We start from the raw sequence: 18849 nt of genomic DNA on the forward strand, positions 1-18849 counted from the left end.
CGCGCGCCGCGGCAGGTCGGCCGAACTCGCTCGCATCCCGCGACACGACACCACCCGGCCGGAAGTGCATTATTGTTCGCGAAGTGAAAGCCTTGCGTCGGTTCACTGTCCGAGCCCACCTTCCCGAGCGTCTCGCCGCGCTCGGCCCGCTGTCGACGAATCTCCGCTGGTCGTGGCATACGGCCACGCAGGAGCTCTTCTCGTTGCTGGACGAGGACCTGTGGCGGCGCGTGCAGTACGACCCCATCCGGATGCTCGGTGAAGTCGAGCCGGCTCGCTTGGACGAGCTGGCCGAGGACGTCCCCTTCCTCGCCCGCCTCGACGCCGCCGCCGCCGATCTCGACCAGTACCTGTCCCGGCCGCGCTGGTACCAGAATCAGCAGGCGAAAGGCGTTTCGCTCGGTGGTGGGATCGCCTACTTCTCAATGGAGTTCGGTGTCAGCGAAGTGCTGCCCAATTACTCCGGCGGGCTGGGCATTCTTGCCGGTGATCACCTGAAGGCGGCGTCCGATCTGGGTCTTCCGCTGATCGGTGTGGGCCTGCTGTACCGATCGGGGTACTTCCGGCAGTCGCTGACCGCGGACGGCTGGCAGTCCGAGCACTACCCGGCCTACGACCCGCAGGGATTGCCGCTGCGTTTGCTGACGGAGTCGGGTCCGGACGCCGGAACTGCCTCTCCCATCCTCGTTCACGTTGCGGTGCCCGGTGGCCGAGTGTTGCGCGCCCGGGTATGGATCGCTCAGGTGGGCCGGGTACCGCTGCTGCTGCTCGACTCCGACATCGCCGAGAACGACGCCGAGATGCGTGGGGTCACGGACAGGCTGTACGGCGGCGACCAGGATCACCGGATCAAGCAGGAAATCCTGGCCGGTATCGGAGGGGTCCGCGCGGTGCGGGCATACACTCAGGCGCACGGTCTGCCCGATCCCGTGGTCTTCCACATGAACGAAGGACACGCCGGGTTCCTCGGACTCGAGCGAATCCGCGAGCTGGTGACCGGTGCGGGACTTGCTTTCGACGAAGCACTGGCCACCGTGCGCGCGGGCACCGTCTTCACGACGCACACGCCTGTTCCGGCCGGAATCGACAGATTCCCCGCGGACCTGGTCCGGCACTACTTCGGCGGGGACAACGCGGAGAACGAATCTGCGCTGCTCCCCGGGCTGACGATGGATCGCATCATCGGCCTCGGCAGCGAGCCGGATCCGTCGGTATTCAACATGGCGCACATGGGTCTGCGCCTCGGCCAGCGTGCCAACGGAGTGTCGAAACTGCACGGAATCGTCAGTCGCGCCATGTTCCGGCCACTGTGGCCGAACTTCGACGCCGACGAGGTCCCGATCGGTTCGGTGACCAACGGTGTCCACGCCCCCACCTGGGCGGCACCGGAATGGGTCGACCTCGCCACCCGCATCCTCGGACCCGAGCTGGTGGAGGAGGCCAAGGGGTGGGAGCGATTGCAAGAACTGTCCGCCGACGAGCTGTGGTCCACGCGCAACAGCCTCCGCACCAAACTGGTCGAGGAGGTACGACGACGCGTGCGGGCATCCTGGATCGAGCGCGGCGCCACCTCCGCAGAATTGGGATGGACCGACCAAGTCTTCGATCCGGGTGTCCTCACCGTCGGCTTCGCCCGCCGGGTCCCCACGTACAAGCGGCTCACCCTGATGCTGCGCGATCCCGACCGGCTGCGCGCACTGCTCCTCGACGAGAAGCGGCCGGTCCAGCTGGTGGTCGCGGGGAAGAGTCACCCGGCTGACGACGGCGGCAAGGCTCTCATCCAGCAGATCGTGCGGTTCGCCGACGCAGCGGACGTGCGGCATCGGATCGTGTTCCTGCCCGACTACGACATGTCGATGGCCCGGTATCTGTATTGGGGTTGCGACGTGTGGCTCAACAATCCGCTGCGCCCACTGGAGGCCTGCGGGACGTCGGGGATGAAATCTGCGTTGAACGGTGGACTGAACCTGTCGATCCGGGACGGGTGGTGGGACGAGATGTTCGACGGCGAGAACGGCTGGGCCATCCCGACCGCGGACGGGGTCGTCGACGAGACGCGCCGGGACGACCTGGAAGCCAGCGCACTGTACGAACTGCTCGAGCGGGCAGTGCTGCCGAGGTTCTACGACCGCGGTCCGGACGGTTTGCCCGTGCACTGGGTAGAGATGGTCCGGCACACCCTGCAGAACTTGGGCCCCAAGGTGCTGGCCTCGCGAATGGTGCGTGACTACGCCGTCCAGTACTACGCGCCTGCAGCGGATTCGGCGCGTACGGTGGCGGCCGACGGTTACGCGGGCGCCCGCGAGCTGGCCGAGTTCCGGCATCGCGTCGAGGCCGCCTGGCCGTCGGTTGCGGTGTTGCAGGTGGACGGCGAGGGACTTCCCGACACCCCGGAGATCGGCGCCAACCTGGTGCTGCGCGCCCATATCCGACTCGGTGCGTTGTCCGTCGAGGACGTCACCGTGCAGGCCGTCATCGGAAAGACGGATCTGGACGAGGAGCTCAGCGACATCGTCACCGTTCCGATGACGCACGACGGGTCCGACGGTGCCACGGAATTGTTCGTCGCAGACACCCCCCTTCCGCTGTCGGGGTCCGTCGGCTACACGGTGCGAGTGCTCCCGAAGCACAGGCTGCTCGTCGACCCCTCAGAGCTAGGCCTGGTGGCGGTTCCGAGTATGTAGCTGGCGGCGGCCGACGTCCCGGTGGCGGAAACCGGCGGCGCCGGCGAGAACCAGGACAGTCGCGGACACGAGAAGCACGAACGGCGGGAGCAAGGACGCGGCCGGCAGGTTCGGAGTGTGGTGGAACGGAGACAGCACCCCGAACCTCTCCGGAAGCACATGGGTGAACAGTGCGGCGACCAGAACATAACCGAGGTACGACCACAACAGAGGCAACGCCCGCGGGACGAGCCCGTACACGGCTGCGCCCAGGCCGACCATCAGGAACAGTGCGGGTAGGACGTTCAGAGCAGCCCCGATTGGAGCGGCCGAGGTGAGGCTCGATCCGATGCCCGCGGCCAGAGTGATCGTGGCGGCCGCACCGGCGATAATCAGCACATGGCTCGCGAACCACCTCGTGCGCGACCCCGCTGCGGCCACGGCCTCGTCGGTCCTGCCGGATGATTCCTGCGCGGATACCGCTGTGAACGCAGCCACGGAATACGCCGCGGCCAGTCCCGCCAGAAGTACCAGGTGATGAGCCGATATCTCGTCGACGGTCGCGCCTGCGGGCAGCACCTTCCCGTGCTGACCGAGGATTCCGAGGGGGAGCGACAGCGCGAATACTCCCAGACCCCACACGAGGGCCTGAGCTTGCAGACCTCGTGCTGCCAGAGCCGTAATTGCCGCCCGCGACGGGGCTGCTCGAGCGTGACCGCGTCGGGGTGGGAACAGTCCGGAACCGACGTCACGCCGGTCGACAGCGGCGTACGCGCATGCCGCGAAGATCACTGAGGCGGCGAGTCCGATCAGCAGTGGCCACCATCGTTCGTCGACGTAGGCACGGGTTGCTTGTGACCATCCGAGCGGCGACATCCAGGTGAGAAGGCTGCCACTGTGCTCGTGCCGGACATCGCCCACGGCGCGGAGCGCAACGGCGACGCCGATCGCGGCGATGCCGGCACCGCTCGCCGTGCGGGCATGCTCGGTGAACTGGGATGCGAGCGCGGAGAACGCCGTGAACACGAGACCCACCACCAGGACCCCGGCCGACATGGTGAGTGACCCGACCGGCGGAAGCCCCACCGCCAGAAGTCCGATCACGAGAAGCAGACCGACGAAGACGTTGGCGAGCGCAGCGGAAATCAGACCGGCCGTGATACTTGCATAGCGTCCGACGACACCGGTATGCACCAACTCGAGGCGTCCGCACTCCTCTTCGCCGCGTAGATGTCGGGTCACGAGCAGCACGGACATGACGGCTGCCGCCACCATCGTCATCCCGGCGACCTCGTTGGCCACCATCGCGCCGAGCGTGTAGTGGTCCAGTCCGTATCCGGGACCGGCGAGGGCTGTCGCGGCGGGGGAGGAGAGGAGCCCGGCCCGGGCCTGCCGGGCGACGGCGGTCGGGTAGGTCGTCGAGCAACTCCACGCAACGAGGAGAGTGAACCCGACGACTGCGACCGTCCATACGGGAAGTCGAACCCGGTCGGTTCGGATCGCCAGTTCGGTGAGAACCCCGGTGCCGCTCAGCCGGCTCACCGGGACTGTCCGCCGGCCAGTACCTTGGTCTCTTCGCGGTTCTCGCGACGGAACACGTCCTCGAGTGTCGGCGGGTTCGCGACGATCGAGACGATCCCCAACCCGGTCAGGGTGGTGAGAACCGGATCGAGTTGTTCCGGGTCGACGTCGAAGGTGACCGTGTGGGGGTCGTCGCCGCCGCGCAGATTGTGGACTCCCGGCACATGGCCGATGGGGTGCGGTCGAATTCGGGTGGTGGCGGTGACGGTGGTTCGGTGACACCGGCGCAGATCCGACAGCTTCCCCGCCTGCACGGTGCGGCCGGCGCGAACAATGGTGACGGCGCTACACAGAGTGTCGATCTCGGCGAGGCTGTGGCTCGACAACAACACCGTGCGTCCGCCGGCCGCGAACTCGGCGACGCACTCTCGAAAGACCGCTGCGAGCATCGGATCCAGCGCGGACGTCGGTTCGTCGAGGACGAGCAGTTCGCTGTCGGCGGCGAGCGCCGCCACGAGTGCGATCTTCTGGCGATCACCCTTCGAATAGGTGCGGCTCTTGCGCGTCGGGTCGAGCTCGAAACGTTCGATCAGCGATCGACATCGGGTCGGGTCGAGGCCGCCGCGGAGCCGGCCGAGGACGTCGATCGCTTGCCCGCCCGTGAGGCCGGGCCAGAGCGTCACCTCGCCCGGCACGTATGCGACGCGCCTGTGTAAGGAGACCGAGTTCCGCCACGGATCCCGACCGAGCACCGTAGCCGTGCCACCGCCGGGGCGGAGCAATCCGAGCAGTATCCGGATCGTGGTGGTCTTGCCGGAGCCGCCGGGTCCCAGCAGACCGTGCACCTCGCCGGGCTGCACTGTCAGATCGAGGCCGTCGAGGGCGAGGACGTCACCGAATTTCTTGGTCAGTGCTCGGACGGAGATCGCTGAGGCCATCGGACGAGCATAGGTGTGGACGGTCCCGGCGTCTGCGCGAGTCCGGTCTGCCGATCAACTACGCGAGTCCCGAATTCTGCCCAGGGCCTTGCGTACGACCTCGGGGTCGGACGTCTCCCAGAACGGCGGCAGCGACGCGCGGAGATATCCGGAGTATCGTGCGGTCGCCAGACGTGGATCCAGCACGGCGACAACACCTTTGTCGTCGACGCTGCGCAGCAAGCGGCCCACTCCCTGGGCGAGGAGCAGTGCGGCGTGGTTGGCCGCCACCGAGAGAAATCCGTTGCCTCCACGAGACTCCACAGCCTTCTGCCGAGCCACCAGTAGGGGGTCGTCGGGGCGCGGGAAGGGAATGCGGTCGAGGATGACGAGACTGAGGGACGGGCCCGGCACGTCGACGCCCTGCCACAGTGACAGCGTGCCGAACAGGGATGTCGGTTCGTCGCCGGCGAAGCCTCGGACCAGGGCTCCGGTGGAGTCGTCACCTTGGCAGAGGACGGGAGTGTCGAGACGCTCACGCATGGCCTCGGCGGCCGCCTTGGCCGCGCGCATCGAGGAGAACAGGCCGAGTGTGCGTCCGCCGGCAGCGGCGACCAGTTCGGCGATCTCGTCGAGGTAGGAAGGAACCAGACCGTCGCGACCCGGCGGCGGAAGGTGCTTGGCGATGTAGAGAATTCCGGCGCGTGCGTGATCGAACGGCGAGCCGACGTCCAGCGCATTCCATTTCAGAGTGCCCGCGTCCGACGGTGCCTCGGTGCCGGTGGCCAATGCCGGATCGATGACGACGGACGATTCGGCCGGAAGTCCCCAGTTGACCGCCAGACCGTCGAAGGAGCCGCCGACCGTGAGCGTGGCGGACGTGAGGACCACCGTCGACTCGGCGAACAGCCGCGACCGTAGGAGGCCGCCCACAGACAATGGAGCCATCCGCACGACCCGCCGGACCGAACCCCGATTGTCGTCCGCGGCCAGCCAGACGACGTCCCGTCGCTGGGCGGGATCCGGCTCGTCGAACGCGCTGAGCACCCGGACGGCGCTGTCGTGCACTTCCTCCACCGCTGCCAGGGCGGTGTTACGTGCGGCGGCGGCCTCGGGATCGCTCAGCGCCATTCCCGGACGTGACGGACCGATGGCTGTGCGCAGTGACCAGGCGGCGTCACGGACAGCAGCGAGCGCAGGTGCGGCACCCGGTGGCAGCGCCTCCCACCGCTCCGGTCGTAGTTCCTCGAGAAGCGCCGCCCATCCTTCGCCTGCTGCTTCGAGGCGATCCGCGTCCTGCTCCTCGACCAGTTTGGTGCACCGGCGGGCTGCGGCGCTGATCGTCGATGCGGCGAGTTCGGCGGTGGCGACATTCGTGACGCGATCCACCAACTCGTGGGCCTCGTCGATGACCACGACGTCGTGCTCGGGGAGGATCGCAATTCCCGTGATGGCGTCGATGGCCAGCAGCGCGTGATTGGTGACGACGACGTCTACCTGGGACGCCTCCGAGCGGGCACGCTCGGCGAAGCAGTCCTCACCGACCGGGCACCGGGACTTGCCGAGGCATTCGCGCGCGGTGACGCTGACCTGCCGCCACGCTTTGTCGCTGACGCCGGGGGCCAGATCGTCGCGGTCACCGGTGTCGGTTTCCGAGGACCACTCGGTGAGCCGCTGCACCTCCCGGCCGAGGCGTGAGACCGCGAAGGGGTCGAACAGCTCGTCCGTCGGCGGTTCGTCCGCGGCTCCCGTGTGGATCTTGTTCATGCACAGATAGTTGTTGCGCCCCTTGAGGATCGCGAAGTGCGGCCGCCTGCCGAGAGAGTCCTCGAGGGCGTCGGCGAGGCGCGGCATGTCGCGATCGATCAGCTGGCGTTGCAGTGCGATGGTGGCCGTCGAGACAACCACCGTCTTCCCACTCTGCACCGCATGCCGCACGCTCGGCACCAGGTAGGCCAGTGACTTGCCGGTGCCGGTTCCGGCTTGCACGGCCAGATGCTCCCCGGTGTCGATCGAATGCGCGACGGCCGACGCCATCGTGAGCTGGTTCGATCGTTCGGCACCACCCAGCGACCGCACCGCCGTGCGCAACAGTTCGGGGACGTTGGGAAGGTTTTCGGGCACCCGAGCAGATTACTCGGGACCGACGTCAGAAATTGCTCCGCCATCGCGAGAGGCGTCTCGGTCACGGACCTGCAGGTGCACGCCTGCGGCGCGCATCTCGGTCAGCGCCGACTCGACGGTCGTCGGAGAGACACCCGCAGTGAGGGGCAGCAGTACCCGGGTGGTGAACCCGGCCTTCGCTGCGTCCAGTGCCGTGGCTCGCACGCAGTGATCGGTGGCGATACCGACGATGTCGACGTCGGTGATCCCGGCGTCGTGCAACCACTTCTCGAGTCCCCAGCCCTCGGGATTCCTGCCCTCGAAGCCGGAATAGGCCGCGGAGAACTCTCCCTTGGAGAAAACCGTGGCGATACGGCTCGTGTCCAGGTCGGGATGAAATTCCACTCCCGGCGTACCCACTTTGCAGTGCACGGGCCAGGTGTCCACGAAGTTCGGTTCGTCGGCGAAGTGGTGACCCGGATCGATGTGGTGATCGATGGTCGCGGCGACAGCGTCGTAGTCGGCAGTGTCGAGGAAGCGACTGATGCCGGCTGCGACCGCGGAACCGCCCTGGACGGCAAGGGCCCCGCCCTCACAGAAGTCGTTCTGCACGTCGACGACGAGTAGCGCACGGCGCGCTCGGATGCTCTCGGTGTCGCTCACAACGTCCTTCCCTGGATGGCGCGGCTGTCGGTGTCGGCGAACCGGGTGGGGACAGCCGGATCGCCGTGGGACAACTTCAACCCCTCCCACGGCAGACTTACCAAGCCTGCCGCAAGTAGCGATCGACTCTCTTCCAGGGTATCGGCGTCCGCGACGGCCTCGCCACCGCGCACCAGCGGAACGAGCAGGTCGCGGGCCTCGAGCCCGTTCTGTTCGGGTCGGGGCCCGCGCGCCGGGTAGATCACTTCCTCCACGACGGTCCCGGTATCGCGGGAGAAGCGGACCGCCCGCTTCGCGCCACCCCGGGACGTTTTCAGACTGCTCCGCTTCTCGACGGGAATGCCGTTCACCTCGACGAGCTTGTAGACCATTCCGGCGGTGGGGGCACCAGAGCCCACGACGACAGCGGTGCCCACCCCGTACACGTCGACCGGTTCGGCGCGCAACGCCGCGATGGCGTACTCGTCGAGGTCTCCGGAAACGACGATCTTGGTCTTCGTGGCGCCTAGGTCGTCGAGTTGTCGGCGAACCTGACGGGCCAGGACACCGAGGTCGCCGGAGTCGATCCGGACGCCGCCCAATTCGGTTCCCGCGACGTCGACGGCGGTCTTCACGCCACTCGTGATGTCGTAGGTGTCGACGAGCAGGGTGGTTCCCACACCCAGCGCCGCCACCTGACCGCGGAAGGCGGCGGCCTCGTCGGGTCCGTCCGCGGTGGTGTGCAGCAGGGTGAACGCGTGTGCGCTGGTACCCGCGCCGGGTACACCGTGCCTGCGTACAGCCTCGAGGTTGGACGTGGCGGTGAAGCCCGCGAGGTATGCGGCGCGTGCCGCCGCGACGGCAGACTCCTCGTGTGTGCGCCGCGAGCCCATCTCGATCATGGGGCGACCGTCCGCAGCGCTGACCATCCGCGCGGCAGCCGAAGCTATCGCGCTGTCGTGGTTGAGGATCGACAGGATCAGTGTTTCGAGCACCACGCACTCGGCGAACGTTCCGCTCACCGAGAGGATCGGCGAGCCGGGGAAATAGAGCTCACCCTCGCGGTAACCGTCGATGTCCCCGGTGAAGCGGTACGTGCGCAGCCACGCCACGGTCGCGTCGTCGAGGAAACGTGACACCACATCGATCTCGGCGTCCCCGAAACGAAAGGTCGCCAAGGCGGAGAGCAGTCGCGAGGTACCGGCGACCACCCCGTACCGACGACCGTCGGGCAGGCGCCGGGCGAAGACCTCGAAACTGCACCGGCGATGCGCAGAACCATCGGCGAGGGCCGCCGACAGCATCGTCAACTCGTACTGATCGGTGAACAATGCGCTGCTGTCTCGGGACACCCGGCCACTCTAGGCCGCGGTGTCGCGGGATGTGAGCTCGTCGTACCCTGGTGTCATGGCTTCTCGCTCGACGACAGCACCATTCGTGGATGCCGTGCCGGCATCGCCGCAGGTCACTCCTGCAGAATCGGAAGCCGTCGAGGTCGAGGACGTCAGCGATCGCCCCTGGGTGACCGTGGTGTGGGACGACCCCGTGAATCTCATGCACTACGTCACCTACATATTCCAGAAGCTGTTCGGATACAGCAAGGCCAAGGCGACGGAACTGATGATGCAAGTGCACTCCGAAGGCAAGGCCGTCGTGTCGAGCGGTTCCCGGGACAAGGTCGAGAACGACGTACGCAAGCTGCATGCGGCGGGCCTCTGGGCCACCATGCAGCGGGACAGCAGCTAAGTATCCAGTCGACAGTCAACTATTCGTTCGACAGTGAGGAAATCGGTACCCGACGTGCGGATGTGGACCAGGAAGAACTCGCTCGGCGGCGTGAAGTTGCGGTCGGAGATGGATGCCCACGAGGCGACGGTGTTGCGGTCGCTGGTCGCCTCCGTCCTCGGTCTCCTCGACGAACGCGCCCGTTCTGCCCCCGAGGACGAACTCGCCGCCCTCACCGGGATGCGCACCGGCCACACGACACCGCCCGACGAGGAGGTGCTCGCGCGGCTGTTGCCGGACTTCCATCGGCCCGGTGCCGACGCGCCGGACGACGCGGATGGGCGGGCGGAGGCGAAGGCGGACATCAACGGAGCGCTACGTGGACTTCATGAGCCGGAGATCATCGACGCGAAGATGGCCGCCGGCTCCGTCATCCTCCACACCGTTCCGGAGAACGGCGGCAAGGTGCTGCTGACGCCGGAACAGGCCGACGCCTGGCTGAGCGGGCTCAACGACGTCCGGCTGGCATTGGGTACCAACCTCGGCATCGACGCGGACACGCCCGACGAACTGGATCCCGACGATCCGCGCGCGCCCCACCTGGACATCTATCACTGGCTGACGTGGATGCAGGATTCGCTGGTTCAGGTACTCGCTCCGTGACCTCGACGACGCCGGGACGGACCGACTCGCTCATCGATGTCGCCGGACTGCGCGTGGGCCACCACCACGAAGTGGACTCCGACGCCACGCTCGGCAGCGGTGCGGCGACGGGATGCACGGTGGTGCTGGCACCGCACGGCGTCACCGCGGCCGTCGACGTCCGCGGCGGAGGCCCGGGCACCCGGGAAACGGACCTCCTCGATCCCAGTCACAGCGTGCAGAAGATTCACGCGATCCTCCTTACCGGCGGCAGCGCCTTCGGTCTCGCCGCTGCGGACGGCGTCATGCGCTGGCTCGAGGAACACGGCCACGGAATCGCCATGGGTCAGCCGGGTCAGGTGGTTCCTATAGTGCCGGGTGCGGTCATCTTCGACCTCCCGGTGGGAGACTGGACTCGACGTCCCACCGCCGAATTCGGTTACCTCGCATCGAACTCCGCTTCGTCGTCGGTGCTCTGCGGATCCGTGGGCGCCGGGGTGGGAGCGCGGGCGGGGGCTGTGAAAGGTGGTGTCGGCACCGCCGGGGTGGTCATCACCGACGGCCCGGCCCAGGGCGTCGCGGTGTCTGCCTTGATCGTCGCGAACCCCGTCGGATCCGTTTTCGACCCCAGGACCGGACTTCCGTGGGGAGTCGCCACCGCCGGCGCCGCCGCTTTCGGGCTGCGCGTACCGGCCACCGCCGAACTGTCTGCGGCCAACGATCTCGTGGCCAAGGGGACGGTCCTCAACACCACCATCGGAGTCGTCGCCACCGACGCAGCCCTCGGTAAGGCTGCGTGTCGTCGCATCGCCGTCGCGGGCCACGACGGGCTCGCCCGCGCGATTCGTCCCGCGCATTCCCCCCTCGACGGAGACACGATTTTCGCCGTGTCCACGGGATACCACCGGACCGGACCCCTCGCGGGCGTGCCGGACGCCTTCCCGCCGGACCTGCCCATTCTCGACGCGGTGTGTTCGGCCGCCGCAGACGTGGTGGAGCGAGCCGTCGTCGATGCCGTTCTGAGTGCCACCGCGGTCGCGGGAATTCCCACCTACCGCGAACTGTTTCCCTCAGCACTGCGTTCCTGAGGGCCGGTGGCCGACCGGCCCGTCCGCACTTAGGATGGCGCTCACGGAGGTGGCTGACGTGTTGGTGATTCGAGCGGATCTCGTCGACGCAATGGTGGCGCATGCCCGGGCGGATCATCCGGACGAGGCGTGCGGTGTCATCGCGGGGCCCGAGGGCTCCGATCGCCCCGAACGGCACATTCCGATGATCAATGCGGAGCGGTCTCCGACGTTCTACCGCTTCGATTCGGGGGAGCAACTTCGGGTGTGGCGGGCGATGGAGGAGGCCGACGAGGTTCCCGTGGTGATCTACCACTCGCATACCGCCACCGAGGCATATCCGAGTAGAACCGATATCTCCTTCGCGTCCGAACCGGATGCGCACTACGTGCTGATCTCCACGCGGAACCCGGACAGCCACGACCTCCGCAGTTACCGCATCCTCGACGGCGAGGTCACCGAGGAACCCGTCGATGTGGTGCAAAGTTACAAGTTCGCCCACACGTCCGTGGCAGACGTTCCCGACAAGTGACCCCGCCGTCCTCCACGGACGGGTCCGTGCCGGAAAATCCCACACCTCGAGGAGCCGACCATGGCTGTCACCGTTTCGATCCCTACCATCCTCCGCGCGCACACCGGCGGTGAAAAGCGAGTAGAGGCTACAGGTCCCACTCTCTCTGCCGTCATCGACGATCTCGACGTCAACTACGGCGGCATCAAGGAGCGCCTGATCAACGACGGACGTCTGCACCGATTCGTGAACGTGTACGTCAACGACGAGGACGTCCGATTCTCGGGCGGACTCGAGACCGAGGTGGCCGACGGAGACTCGGTCACCATCCTCCCTGCCGTCGCGGGAGGTTGATCGCAGCCGATGGCCCGGTTCGAGTCGCTGATCGAGACGCTCGGGAACACACCCCTCGTCGGACTGCCCCGGTTGTCGCCGCGCTGGACCGGGGATGCCCCGGTCCGGTTGTGGGCGAAACTCGAGGACCGTAACCCGACGGGCTCGGTGAAAGACCGGCCTGCACTGCGCATGATCGAAGAGGCCGAACGGGACGGGGTGCTGGCGCCGGGCGCCACCATCCTCGAACCCACCAGCGGCAACACCGGAATCTCCCTCGCAATGGCTGCGAAATTGAAGGGGTACCGACTGATCTGCGTGATGCCCGAGAACACGTCCGTGGAGCGCCGTCAGCTTCTGACCATGTTCGGGGCACAGATCATCGACTCACCCGCGCGCGGCGGCTCCAACCAGGCCGTCGCGGTGGCCAAGGAACTGGCCGCCGAGCATCCCGAGTGGGTGATGCTCTACCAATACGGCAACCCCGCCAATGCACAGGCGCATTACGACACCACCGGGCCCGAGATTCTGCGCGACCTGCCCGAGATCACTCACTTCGTGGCCGGGCTCGGCACGACTGGAACGCTCATGGGTACCGGGCGCTTCCTACGCGAACACGTCGACGGCATCGAAATCGTCGCGGCGGAACCGCGGTACGGAGAACTGGTGTACGGGCTCCGCAACATCGACGAGGGTTTCGTTCCCGAACTCTACGACGAGGCGGTGCTCACCTCGCGATTCTCGGTGGGCCCCGCCGACGCGGTACGCCGGACCCGTGAGCTGATCGAGATGGAGGGGATTTTCGCCGGTATCTCGACCGGGGCCATCCTGCACGCAGCACTCGGAGTCGCGCGTAAGGCCGTGAAGGCCGAACGAACCGCGGACATCGCCTTCATCGTGGCCGACGGCGGCTGGAAATATCTGTCCACCGGCGCGTACGGCGGTACGGTCGAAGAAGCCGAGGAAGCACTGGAAGGGCAGCTGTGGGCGTGATGAGAACGGTGCGTGGAGCATGACTTCGTCGATCGATCCGGTGCAGCCGCAGCAGAAGCGGCCGCTGTGGCTGCAGTCGGCCGTCGTGATCGGCGTCTTCACCGTCCTGCTGTACGCGATCGAGGTCGTCGACGTGGTCTCGGGCGAGGTCCTCGAGAGGAACGGGGTACTGCCGCGATCGGTAGACGGTCTGTGGGGCATTCTCTTCGCGCCCGTTTTACACGACGACTGGAATCATCTGATCGGCAACACCATTCCCCTCATCGTGCTCGGTTTCCTCGTGCTGCTGTCCGGGGTCGCCAGAGGACTCGCGGCGACCGGGATCATCTGGGTGATCGGGGGTCTCGGCACCTGGCTGACAGGTGGCGCATTCGACAACCACATCGGATCCTCCATTCTGATCTTCGGATGGTTGGCGTATCTCCTGGTGCGCGGGCTGTTCACCCGGCACTTCGGCCAGATTCTGCTCGGTGTCGTGGTGTTCGTCTTCTACGGCGGCATGTTGTGGGGCGTACTGCCCAGCCAGCCGCACGTCTCCTGGCAAGGTCACCTCTTCGGCGCGATCGGGGGAGTGCTCGCCGCCTGGGCGCTCTCGGCGGACGCACGCAGAGAGCGCGCCCAGAAGTCGGTCGGGCCGCGTTCCCTCACCTGACTGTTGCCCGCCTTGGTCACCACGCCTCGGCAGCGGGCGGTTGCCCACGGCGGTCCCGGCGGTAGTCGAGGGTAGGTCGGAAGAGGATACCGAGGGCGGCTTGCCTGGGCGAACATAGCCCGATCTTGCGGCTAGGTCACAGTCGGTCATCAGTTGTGAAGTCGACGCGCCAATTCCGCCGGAAGCTTTTTCGGCAACGGGTCGCCATGGCAGCATGGCGGGTATGCGCATTACCGTCCTGGGGTGTTCAGGCAGCGTCTCCGGACCAGACTCACCCGCATCGGGCTATTTGTTGACGGCGCCGGACACTCCGCCGCTGGTAATGGACTTCGGGCCCGGTGTCCTCGGTGCTCTCCAGAAATTCGCCGATCCCGGTGAGGTGTCCGTGTTCCTCACCCACCTGCATGCCGATCACTGCCTGGACCTTCCCGGGCTGCTCGTCTGGCGCCGCTACCATCCGCACCCGCCGGAAGGTCGGGCCCTCGTCTACGGACCGTCCGACACCGCTCGCCGGATCGGAGTGGCGTCAGCGGAATGTGGTGGCGACATCGACGACATTTCCGACACGATCGAACTGCGCCACTGGGCGGACGGCGTTCCCGTCAACTTCGGTGACCTCACCATCACCGCCCGCCGCGTGAACCATCCGCCGGAGGCGTACGGACTCCGCGTGACCGACGGCACCGGTCGCACCCTCGTGTACAGCGGTGACACCGGCATGTGCGAAGAAGTGGTCGAACTGGCCCGCGGGGCCGACGTCCTGCTCGCCGAGGCGTCGTGGACGCACAGCCCGGATCGGCCGAAGGGGGTGCATCTCTCCGGCACCGAAGCCGGCCAGGTCGCCCGCCGCGCCGAGGTCGGCGAACTTCTTCTCACCCATATCCCACCCTGGACCTCGCGGGAAGATGTGATCGCCGAGGCCAAGGCCGAGTTCTCCGGACCCGTTCACGCGGTGACCGCGAGCGGCGTCTACGACGTCTGAAGCCGTGTGCCCAGGCTCTCGGACCGGACGACTAGGCTTTCGGCTGTGACAACACGAGATGACGGTAGGGCGGACGACGAACTCCGCGAGGTCAAGATCACCCGCGGCTTCACCACACACCCCGCAGGATCGGTGTTGGTCGAATTCGGCAACACCAGAGTGATGTGCACGGCAAGCGTCGAGGACGGCGTGCCCCGGTGGCGTCAGGGCTCAGGGCTGGGCTGGCTGACCGCTGAGTACGCGATGCTTCCCGCTGCCACACACACCCGCAGCGGACGTGAGTCCGTGAAGGGCAAGGTGGGTGGCCGGACCCAGGAGATCAGCCGATTGATCGGCCGTTCCCTCCGCGCGTGCATCGACCTCGCCGCCATCGGCGAGAACACCATCGCGCTCGACTGCGATGTCCTGCAAGCGGACGGGGGAACCCGCACCGCCGCCGTCACCGGGGCCTATGTCGCGCTGGTCGACGCAGTCACGTATCTGCGGGCGGCAGGCCGGCTCGCAGATCCGCAACCGATTTCCTGCGGAATCGCCGCTGTGAGTGTCGGCGTGGTCGATGGTCGTGTTCGACTCGATCTGCCCTACGAGGAGGATTCCAGGGCAGAGGTCGACATGAACGTGGTGGCCACCGACACGGGCACACTCGTCGAGATCCAGGGCACCGGTGAAGGAGCCACCTTCCCGCGCAGCACCCTCGACAAACTTCTCGATTCGGCTCTCGCGGGTTGCGAGCAATTGTTCGAAATCCAGAAGACCGCACTGGAACTGCCGTATCCCGGCGTCCTGCCCGAACCCAAGGTCGTGGTGCCGAAGAAGAAGTTCGGGAGCTAGTCCGGTGCCGGGAACACGGGTGCTCGTGGCCAGCCGCAACGCGAAGAAACTCCGGGAGCTCCATCGAGTACTCGACGCCGCGGGGGTGAAGGGTGTCGAATTGGTCGGTCTCGATGACGTACCTCCTTATCCCGAAGCTCCCGAGACAGGGGCGACGTTCGAGGAGAACGCGTTGGCGAAGGCGCGCGACGGGGCTCGGGCCACCGGATTGGCTTGCGTGGCAGATGATTCCGGCCTGGAAGTGGATGCCCTGAACGGCATGCCCGGCGTGTTGTCGGCGCGGTGGTCCGGCACGCACGGCCGCGACGAGGCCAACACGGCGCTGGTCCTCGCGCAGCTCGGTGACGTTCCCGACGACCGTAGGGGAGCGGCGTTCGTCTCCGCGTGCGCGCTGGTTGTGCCCGGTGGGGAGGAGACGGTGGTCCGCGGTGAGTGGCGGGGGACTATTGCCCGCGAGCCGGTCGGTGACGGAGGATTCGGTTACGACCCGGTGTTCGTGCCGGAAGGAAGTAGCCGCTCGGCAGCACAGTTGTCGCCGGAGGAAAAGGACGCGGCCTCACATCGAGGTCGCGCACTGACCCAGCTCATTCCCGCGCTGGCCAAGCTCGCCGAGAGCTGACGCCCGACGGGTACGACAAATGTGGACGGGAGGGTTTCATGTCTCCGATGATGGTGCCGCAAACACCGCTCGGATGGTTGGTCTACGTGATCGCTGTGATTACAGGTCAGCCGGTCATCATGTGACCGGCTGATCAACGCCGACTATTCGAACACTGATCAGATCCCGAAGTCGGAACGGACCTGCTTGGTGCGCTGATGCTCCACGTAGAACGACAGGAACGGAATGGTCCCGGCGAGCAGTGTTCCGACGGTGCGACCCGCGGGCCAGCGGACCTTCACTGCCAGATCCAGCGTGACCAGCAGGTAGACGAAGTACACCCAACCGTGCACTACGGCAATCCACGTGGGCAGATTCTCGACCTGGAAGATGTACTTGGCGACCATTTCCGCTGTGAGGACGAGCAGCCACACACCGGTGGCATAGGCAAGAACCCGGTAGCGCAGCAGCGCGGGAGCGATCTTCTTACGCTTGTCCGCGTCGACGACCGAACCGGACACAGTCTCGTCCTGACCCGTGCTCACGTGGTGCTCCTATCGTTCTCGCGAGCTGCCAGCTCGGCGAGATACTCGTTGTACTGCTGAACCTGGAGAATTTCGAGGTCATCCGAACCGTCTTCGGCGGCGACTGCGTCGACCGTGGGACGAGGGGGGAGCACATCGGCCGGAATTTCCCGCACCTCGTCGGCTGCCTTCTCTGCCTCCGCCGGATCGGCGTCCTCGAGCTGCACGAAACGCCGATACGCGTAGATGAAGAACACCGCGAACAAAGGCCACTGGAACGCATACCCGAGGTTCTGACCGTTGCCCCCCACCGCTTCGAAGCGCTCCCACTGCCACCAACCCAGCGCGAGGCACGTCGCAGCCCCGGCGACCACCAGCAGCACGAGTGCAGGTCGGCTTCGTCTACGGTTTCCGGACACGATGACGACGGTACCCGAAACGGTGATTGCCCTGCTAGGAGAGGTGGGCGGTATGGGCGCGGTCACACGCCCACACCGACCCGAACCGTGCGCGAGGGGGGATTCGAACCCCCACGCCCTTTCGGACATCAGGACCTAAACCTGACGCGGCTGCCTGATTACGCCACTCGCGCGCGTTGACAGACTACGCCATGGACAAGGCACCCCAGCACGCGCACGTCAGCCGGCGCGCTCACTCCTGTCGCGGCTCTTGCGCCCTGCCCATGACGCAGTCTGGCTGTGACAGTTGGGGCACAGAAATCGAACTTCCCGCAAGCGGGAGTCCAGTGGGTCTCCACGGATGTGGTCCACGTGCAGTATCAGCGGGCGTCCGCACCACTCACCTTTCACACCGCAAGTCGCGCATGCGTACGCCACTCCTGCCTCGATCAGAGCCCGTCGCAGTAGGTGAGGCTGAACGCGTCCGCTGCCGGGTGGGCGACGAATCAGTATCTCCTGCCAAGTCATTCGATTGCGGGCAGGTTTACCCTTCGTGTGCGCCTGTCCCGTGAAGTGGGAGGTGTCAATCTCGAGCGCTCTGATCCGCCGACTCAGGTGAGCGTGTGTTCCACCCGCGGGTTTCAGTCCGAGGTAGCGCATGACGCCTGCGTAACTCGTCGATTCTGCGACCGCCCGCTCGAGAACCTCCCGGGTGTACTTCACCGTGCACCCGTAAGCCGTCGCTGAGCTCGCTGGTACCGCCAGATCGCGTGGGAGAGGGTGGCCGCGGTGACATCGAAACGGACGGCGGCGGCCGCGAGGAGTTCCTCGGCCATCGCATTCGTCACCTCCACCTCTGGCGCAACAGCGTCGATGACGAAATCGTGGAGGAGGCAACGGCTTTCGGGAGTGTGAAGGCCGAGTTGCACCACGAAGCACTCCCATGTGGCGCTGCCGAAGCCGGCGATCTGGACGAGTGCAGAGCGGAGCACGTCGTCGTCCCGCAAGTCGGAGGACTGCCTGCATCCGGCGGTGACCAGCGAGCGGGCGGCAAGTGCGACGGCCTCCGCCTTGGTGGTGTAGTTGCCCGGGACCCGCTGCCGGTTGCCCAGCACGGCGATCAGCTCCGCTGGGTCGTCGGCGTACTCGGACAGGGCTTCGAGGTCGTCGAGCGGCACGCCTCGGTGCGCGCGCCAGCGCCCTATGACGGCACGCACCCCGGAAGCCGGCGTGCCGTAGGTGGCGCGGGCGGAGAACGCCGCGTCGAGCAGCCCGGCCTCGATCTCGCGCGGCCAGCCCTCCGTCCAGTGTGGCCATGCGCCCGGAGGTAGTTCCGCGGCGATGTAGTCGATCAGGTCACGAACGTGTGCAGTGCTCATTGTTTCCCCCCGGAGAACGATGTGTGTGCGTCGATCGGCTCGAACATTAGTTCGAGGGTCCGACACGCTCGAGGATCGAGCCGGCCGGACACGGTGACGTCACGGCGGATGGGCACGACCTAGGCACTTCGTCAAGGTGGTAACAGATTGATAACGATTAATATGAGGCTTTCCTCAGGTTCTAGGACGTCCTTGCACCGCCGCGTCCAGCGACGACGTGACCTACCCGAGAGTCACTTTTCGAACGCTCTGTGATCGACATCACGCGTATGTGGCGCCATGTCGAGCTCATGGCGCTGCACTCGCCGCGAACGTGAGGAATTCCTCATGATTCTGTGTCAACCTTGTACAGCCCGGAAGTGCTGATC

The 18849-nt window shown here is 66.5% G+C and carries 20 protein-coding genes and 1 tRNA gene; 11 read left to right on the plus strand and 10 right to left on the minus strand.

Going from position 1 to position 18849, the window contains the following annotated elements:
- The first annotated feature begins 83 nt into the window (after positions 1-83).
- Entirely contained in the window at positions 84-2684 is a 2601-nt protein-coding gene (glgP, locus tag GFS60_RS11185) for an alpha-glucan family phosphorylase (protein WP_159921242.1), read from the plus strand.
- Here the strand turns inward: glgP and GFS60_RS11190 are convergent.
- The 5 genes from GFS60_RS11190 to GFS60_RS11210 are packed head-to-tail and all read right to left on the minus strand — an operon-like array spanning position 2655 to position 9198.
- Positions 2655-4205 (minus strand): ABC transporter permease, encoded by a 1551-nt coding sequence (locus GFS60_RS11190; RefSeq protein ID WP_201453550.1) that lies wholly within the window; start codon positions 4203-4205, stop codon positions 2655-2657. The genes glgP and GFS60_RS11190 overlap by 30 nt on opposite strands.
- Positions 4202-5122 carry an ABC transporter ATP-binding protein gene (locus GFS60_RS11195; protein ID WP_159921244.1) on the minus strand — a complete coding sequence of 307 codons (921 nt, stop codon included), beginning with the start codon at positions 5120-5122 and terminating at the stop codon, positions 4202-4204. The genes GFS60_RS11190 and GFS60_RS11195 overlap by 4 nt, the downstream gene beginning before the upstream one ends.
- Before the next feature lie 54 nt (positions 5123-5176).
- Positions 5177-7225 (minus strand): ATP-dependent DNA helicase, encoded by a 2049-nt coding sequence (locus GFS60_RS11200; protein ID WP_159921246.1) that lies wholly within the window; start codon positions 7223-7225, stop codon positions 5177-5179.
- 9 nt (positions 7226-7234) lie between these two features.
- Positions 7235-7867, minus strand: a complete 633-nt coding sequence (locus tag GFS60_RS11205; protein WP_159921248.1) for a nicotinamidase — start codon at positions 7865-7867, stop codon at positions 7235-7237.
- Positions 7864-9198 carry a nicotinate phosphoribosyltransferase gene (locus GFS60_RS11210; RefSeq protein ID WP_268962581.1) on the minus strand — a complete coding sequence of 445 codons (1335 nt, stop codon included), beginning with the start codon at positions 9196-9198 and terminating at the stop codon, positions 7864-7866. The genes GFS60_RS11205 and GFS60_RS11210 overlap by 4 nt, the downstream gene beginning before the upstream one ends.
- A 55-nt stretch (positions 9199-9253) precedes the next feature.
- On the opposite strand from GFS60_RS11210, the gene clpS reads away from it, so the two are divergent.
- From clpS to rdgB, 10 genes are all read left to right on the plus strand, one after another.
- A complete protein-coding gene (gene clpS, locus GFS60_RS11215; RefSeq protein ID WP_159921250.1) occupies positions 9254-9592 on the plus strand; it encodes an ATP-dependent Clp protease adapter ClpS in 339 nt (112 codons plus the stop codon).
- A 54-nt stretch (positions 9593-9646) separates the two neighbouring features.
- A complete protein-coding gene (aosR, locus tag GFS60_RS11220; protein ID WP_109328756.1) occupies positions 9647-10234 on the plus strand; it encodes an oxidative stress transcriptional regulator AosR in 588 nt (195 codons plus the stop codon).
- Positions 10231-11301, plus strand: a complete 1071-nt coding sequence (locus GFS60_RS11225) for a P1 family peptidase (RefSeq protein ID WP_159921252.1) — start codon at positions 10231-10233, stop codon at positions 11299-11301. The genes aosR and GFS60_RS11225 overlap by 4 nt, the downstream gene beginning before the upstream one ends.
- 34 nt (positions 11302-11335) lie before the next feature.
- On the plus strand, positions 11336-11812 hold the full coding sequence (locus tag GFS60_RS11230) for a Mov34/MPN/PAD-1 family protein (RefSeq protein WP_201453551.1): 477 nt from the start codon (positions 11336-11338) through the stop codon (positions 11810-11812).
- A 60-nt stretch (positions 11813-11872) separates the two neighbouring features.
- Entirely contained in the window at positions 11873-12145 is a 273-nt protein-coding gene (locus GFS60_RS11235; protein WP_109328760.1) for a MoaD family protein, read from the plus strand.
- 9 nt (positions 12146-12154) lie between these two features.
- A complete protein-coding gene (locus GFS60_RS11240) occupies positions 12155-13117 on the plus strand; it encodes a PLP-dependent cysteine synthase family protein (RefSeq protein WP_159921254.1) in 963 nt (320 codons plus the stop codon).
- 19 nt (positions 13118-13136) lie between these two features.
- Entirely contained in the window at positions 13137-13769 is a 633-nt protein-coding gene (locus GFS60_RS11245; protein ID WP_159921256.1) for a rhomboid family intramembrane serine protease, read from the plus strand.
- Between the two features lie 223 nt (positions 13770-13992).
- Positions 13993-14751: a cyclic nucleotide-degrading phosphodiesterase gene (locus GFS60_RS11250; protein ID WP_201453552.1), complete on the plus strand. Its 759-nt coding sequence runs from the start codon at positions 13993-13995 to the stop codon at positions 14749-14751.
- A gap of 45 nt (positions 14752-14796) precedes the next feature.
- Positions 14797-15582, plus strand: coding sequence for a ribonuclease PH (rph, locus tag GFS60_RS11255; protein WP_159921260.1), 786 nt, complete (start codon positions 14797-14799; stop codon positions 15580-15582).
- A gap of 4 nt (positions 15583-15586) precedes the next feature.
- Positions 15587-16201: an RdgB/HAM1 family non-canonical purine NTP pyrophosphatase gene (gene rdgB, locus GFS60_RS11260; protein WP_159921262.1), complete on the plus strand. Its 615-nt coding sequence runs from the start codon at positions 15587-15589 to the stop codon at positions 16199-16201.
- Between the two features lie 158 nt (positions 16202-16359).
- Here the strand turns inward: rdgB and GFS60_RS11265 are convergent, their stop codons facing one another.
- The 5 genes from GFS60_RS11265 to GFS60_RS11285 form a co-directional block, all read right to left on the minus strand.
- The gene (locus tag GFS60_RS11265; protein ID WP_109328772.1) at positions 16360-16725 is read right to left on the minus strand and encodes a DUF3817 domain-containing protein; all 366 of its coding nucleotides are present in this window, start codon (positions 16723-16725) and stop codon (positions 16360-16362) included.
- On the minus strand, positions 16722-17123 hold the full coding sequence (locus GFS60_RS11270; protein WP_159921264.1) for a transcriptional regulator: 402 nt from the start codon (positions 17121-17123) through the stop codon (positions 16722-16724). Before GFS60_RS11270 ends, GFS60_RS11265 begins: the two co-directional genes overlap by 4 nt.
- Positions 17124-17211: 88 nt before the next feature.
- Positions 17212-17296: transfer RNA gene (locus GFS60_RS11275), tRNA-Leu, on the minus strand.
- A 46-nt stretch (positions 17297-17342) separates the two neighbouring features.
- Positions 17343-17825 carry an HNH endonuclease signature motif containing protein gene (locus GFS60_RS39085; protein ID WP_159921266.1) on the minus strand — a complete coding sequence of 161 codons (483 nt, stop codon included), beginning with the start codon at positions 17823-17825 and terminating at the stop codon, positions 17343-17345.
- Positions 17822-18481, minus strand: a complete 660-nt coding sequence (locus GFS60_RS11285) for a hypothetical protein (protein ID WP_159921268.1) — start codon at positions 18479-18481, stop codon at positions 17822-17824. The genes GFS60_RS39085 and GFS60_RS11285 overlap by 4 nt, the downstream gene beginning before the upstream one ends.
- Positions 18482-18849 lie beyond the last annotated feature (368 nt).

Origin of the sequence: Rhodococcus sp. WAY2, assembly GCF_009859915.1 — a bacterium.
In the GTDB taxonomy this organism is placed as follows: domain Bacteria; phylum Actinomycetota; class Actinomycetes; order Mycobacteriales; family Mycobacteriaceae; genus Rhodococcus_F; species Rhodococcus_F oxybenzonivorans.

Excerpts from the sequence above, each read along its gene's own strand:
- GFS60_RS11195 (WP_159921244.1), bottom strand. The coding sequence starts at position 5,122 with ATGGCCTCAGCGATCTCCGTCCGAGCACTGACCAAGAAATTCGGTGAC.
- clpS (WP_159921250.1), top strand. The coding sequence starts at position 9,254 with ATGGCTTCTCGCTCGACGACAGCACCATTCGTGGATGCCGTGCCGGCA.
- GFS60_RS11230 (WP_201453551.1), top strand. The coding sequence starts at position 11,336 with ATGGCGCTCACGGAGGTGGCTGACGTGTTGGTGATTCGAGCGGATCTC.
- GFS60_RS11235 (WP_109328760.1), top strand. The coding sequence starts at position 11,873 with ATGGCTGTCACCGTTTCGATCCCTACCATCCTCCGCGCGCACACCGGC.
- GFS60_RS11240 (WP_159921254.1), top strand. The coding sequence starts at position 12,155 with ATGGCCCGGTTCGAGTCGCTGATCGAGACGCTCGGGAACACACCCCTC.
- GFS60_RS11245 (WP_159921256.1), top strand. The coding sequence starts at position 13,137 with ATGACTTCGTCGATCGATCCGGTGCAGCCGCAGCAGAAGCGGCCGCTG.
- GFS60_RS11250 (WP_201453552.1), top strand. The coding sequence starts at position 13,993 with ATGCGCATTACCGTCCTGGGGTGTTCAGGCAGCGTCTCCGGACCAGAC.
- GFS60_RS11285 (WP_159921268.1), bottom strand. The coding sequence starts at position 18,481 with ATGAGCACTGCACACGTTCGTGACCTGATCGACTACATCGCCGCGGAA.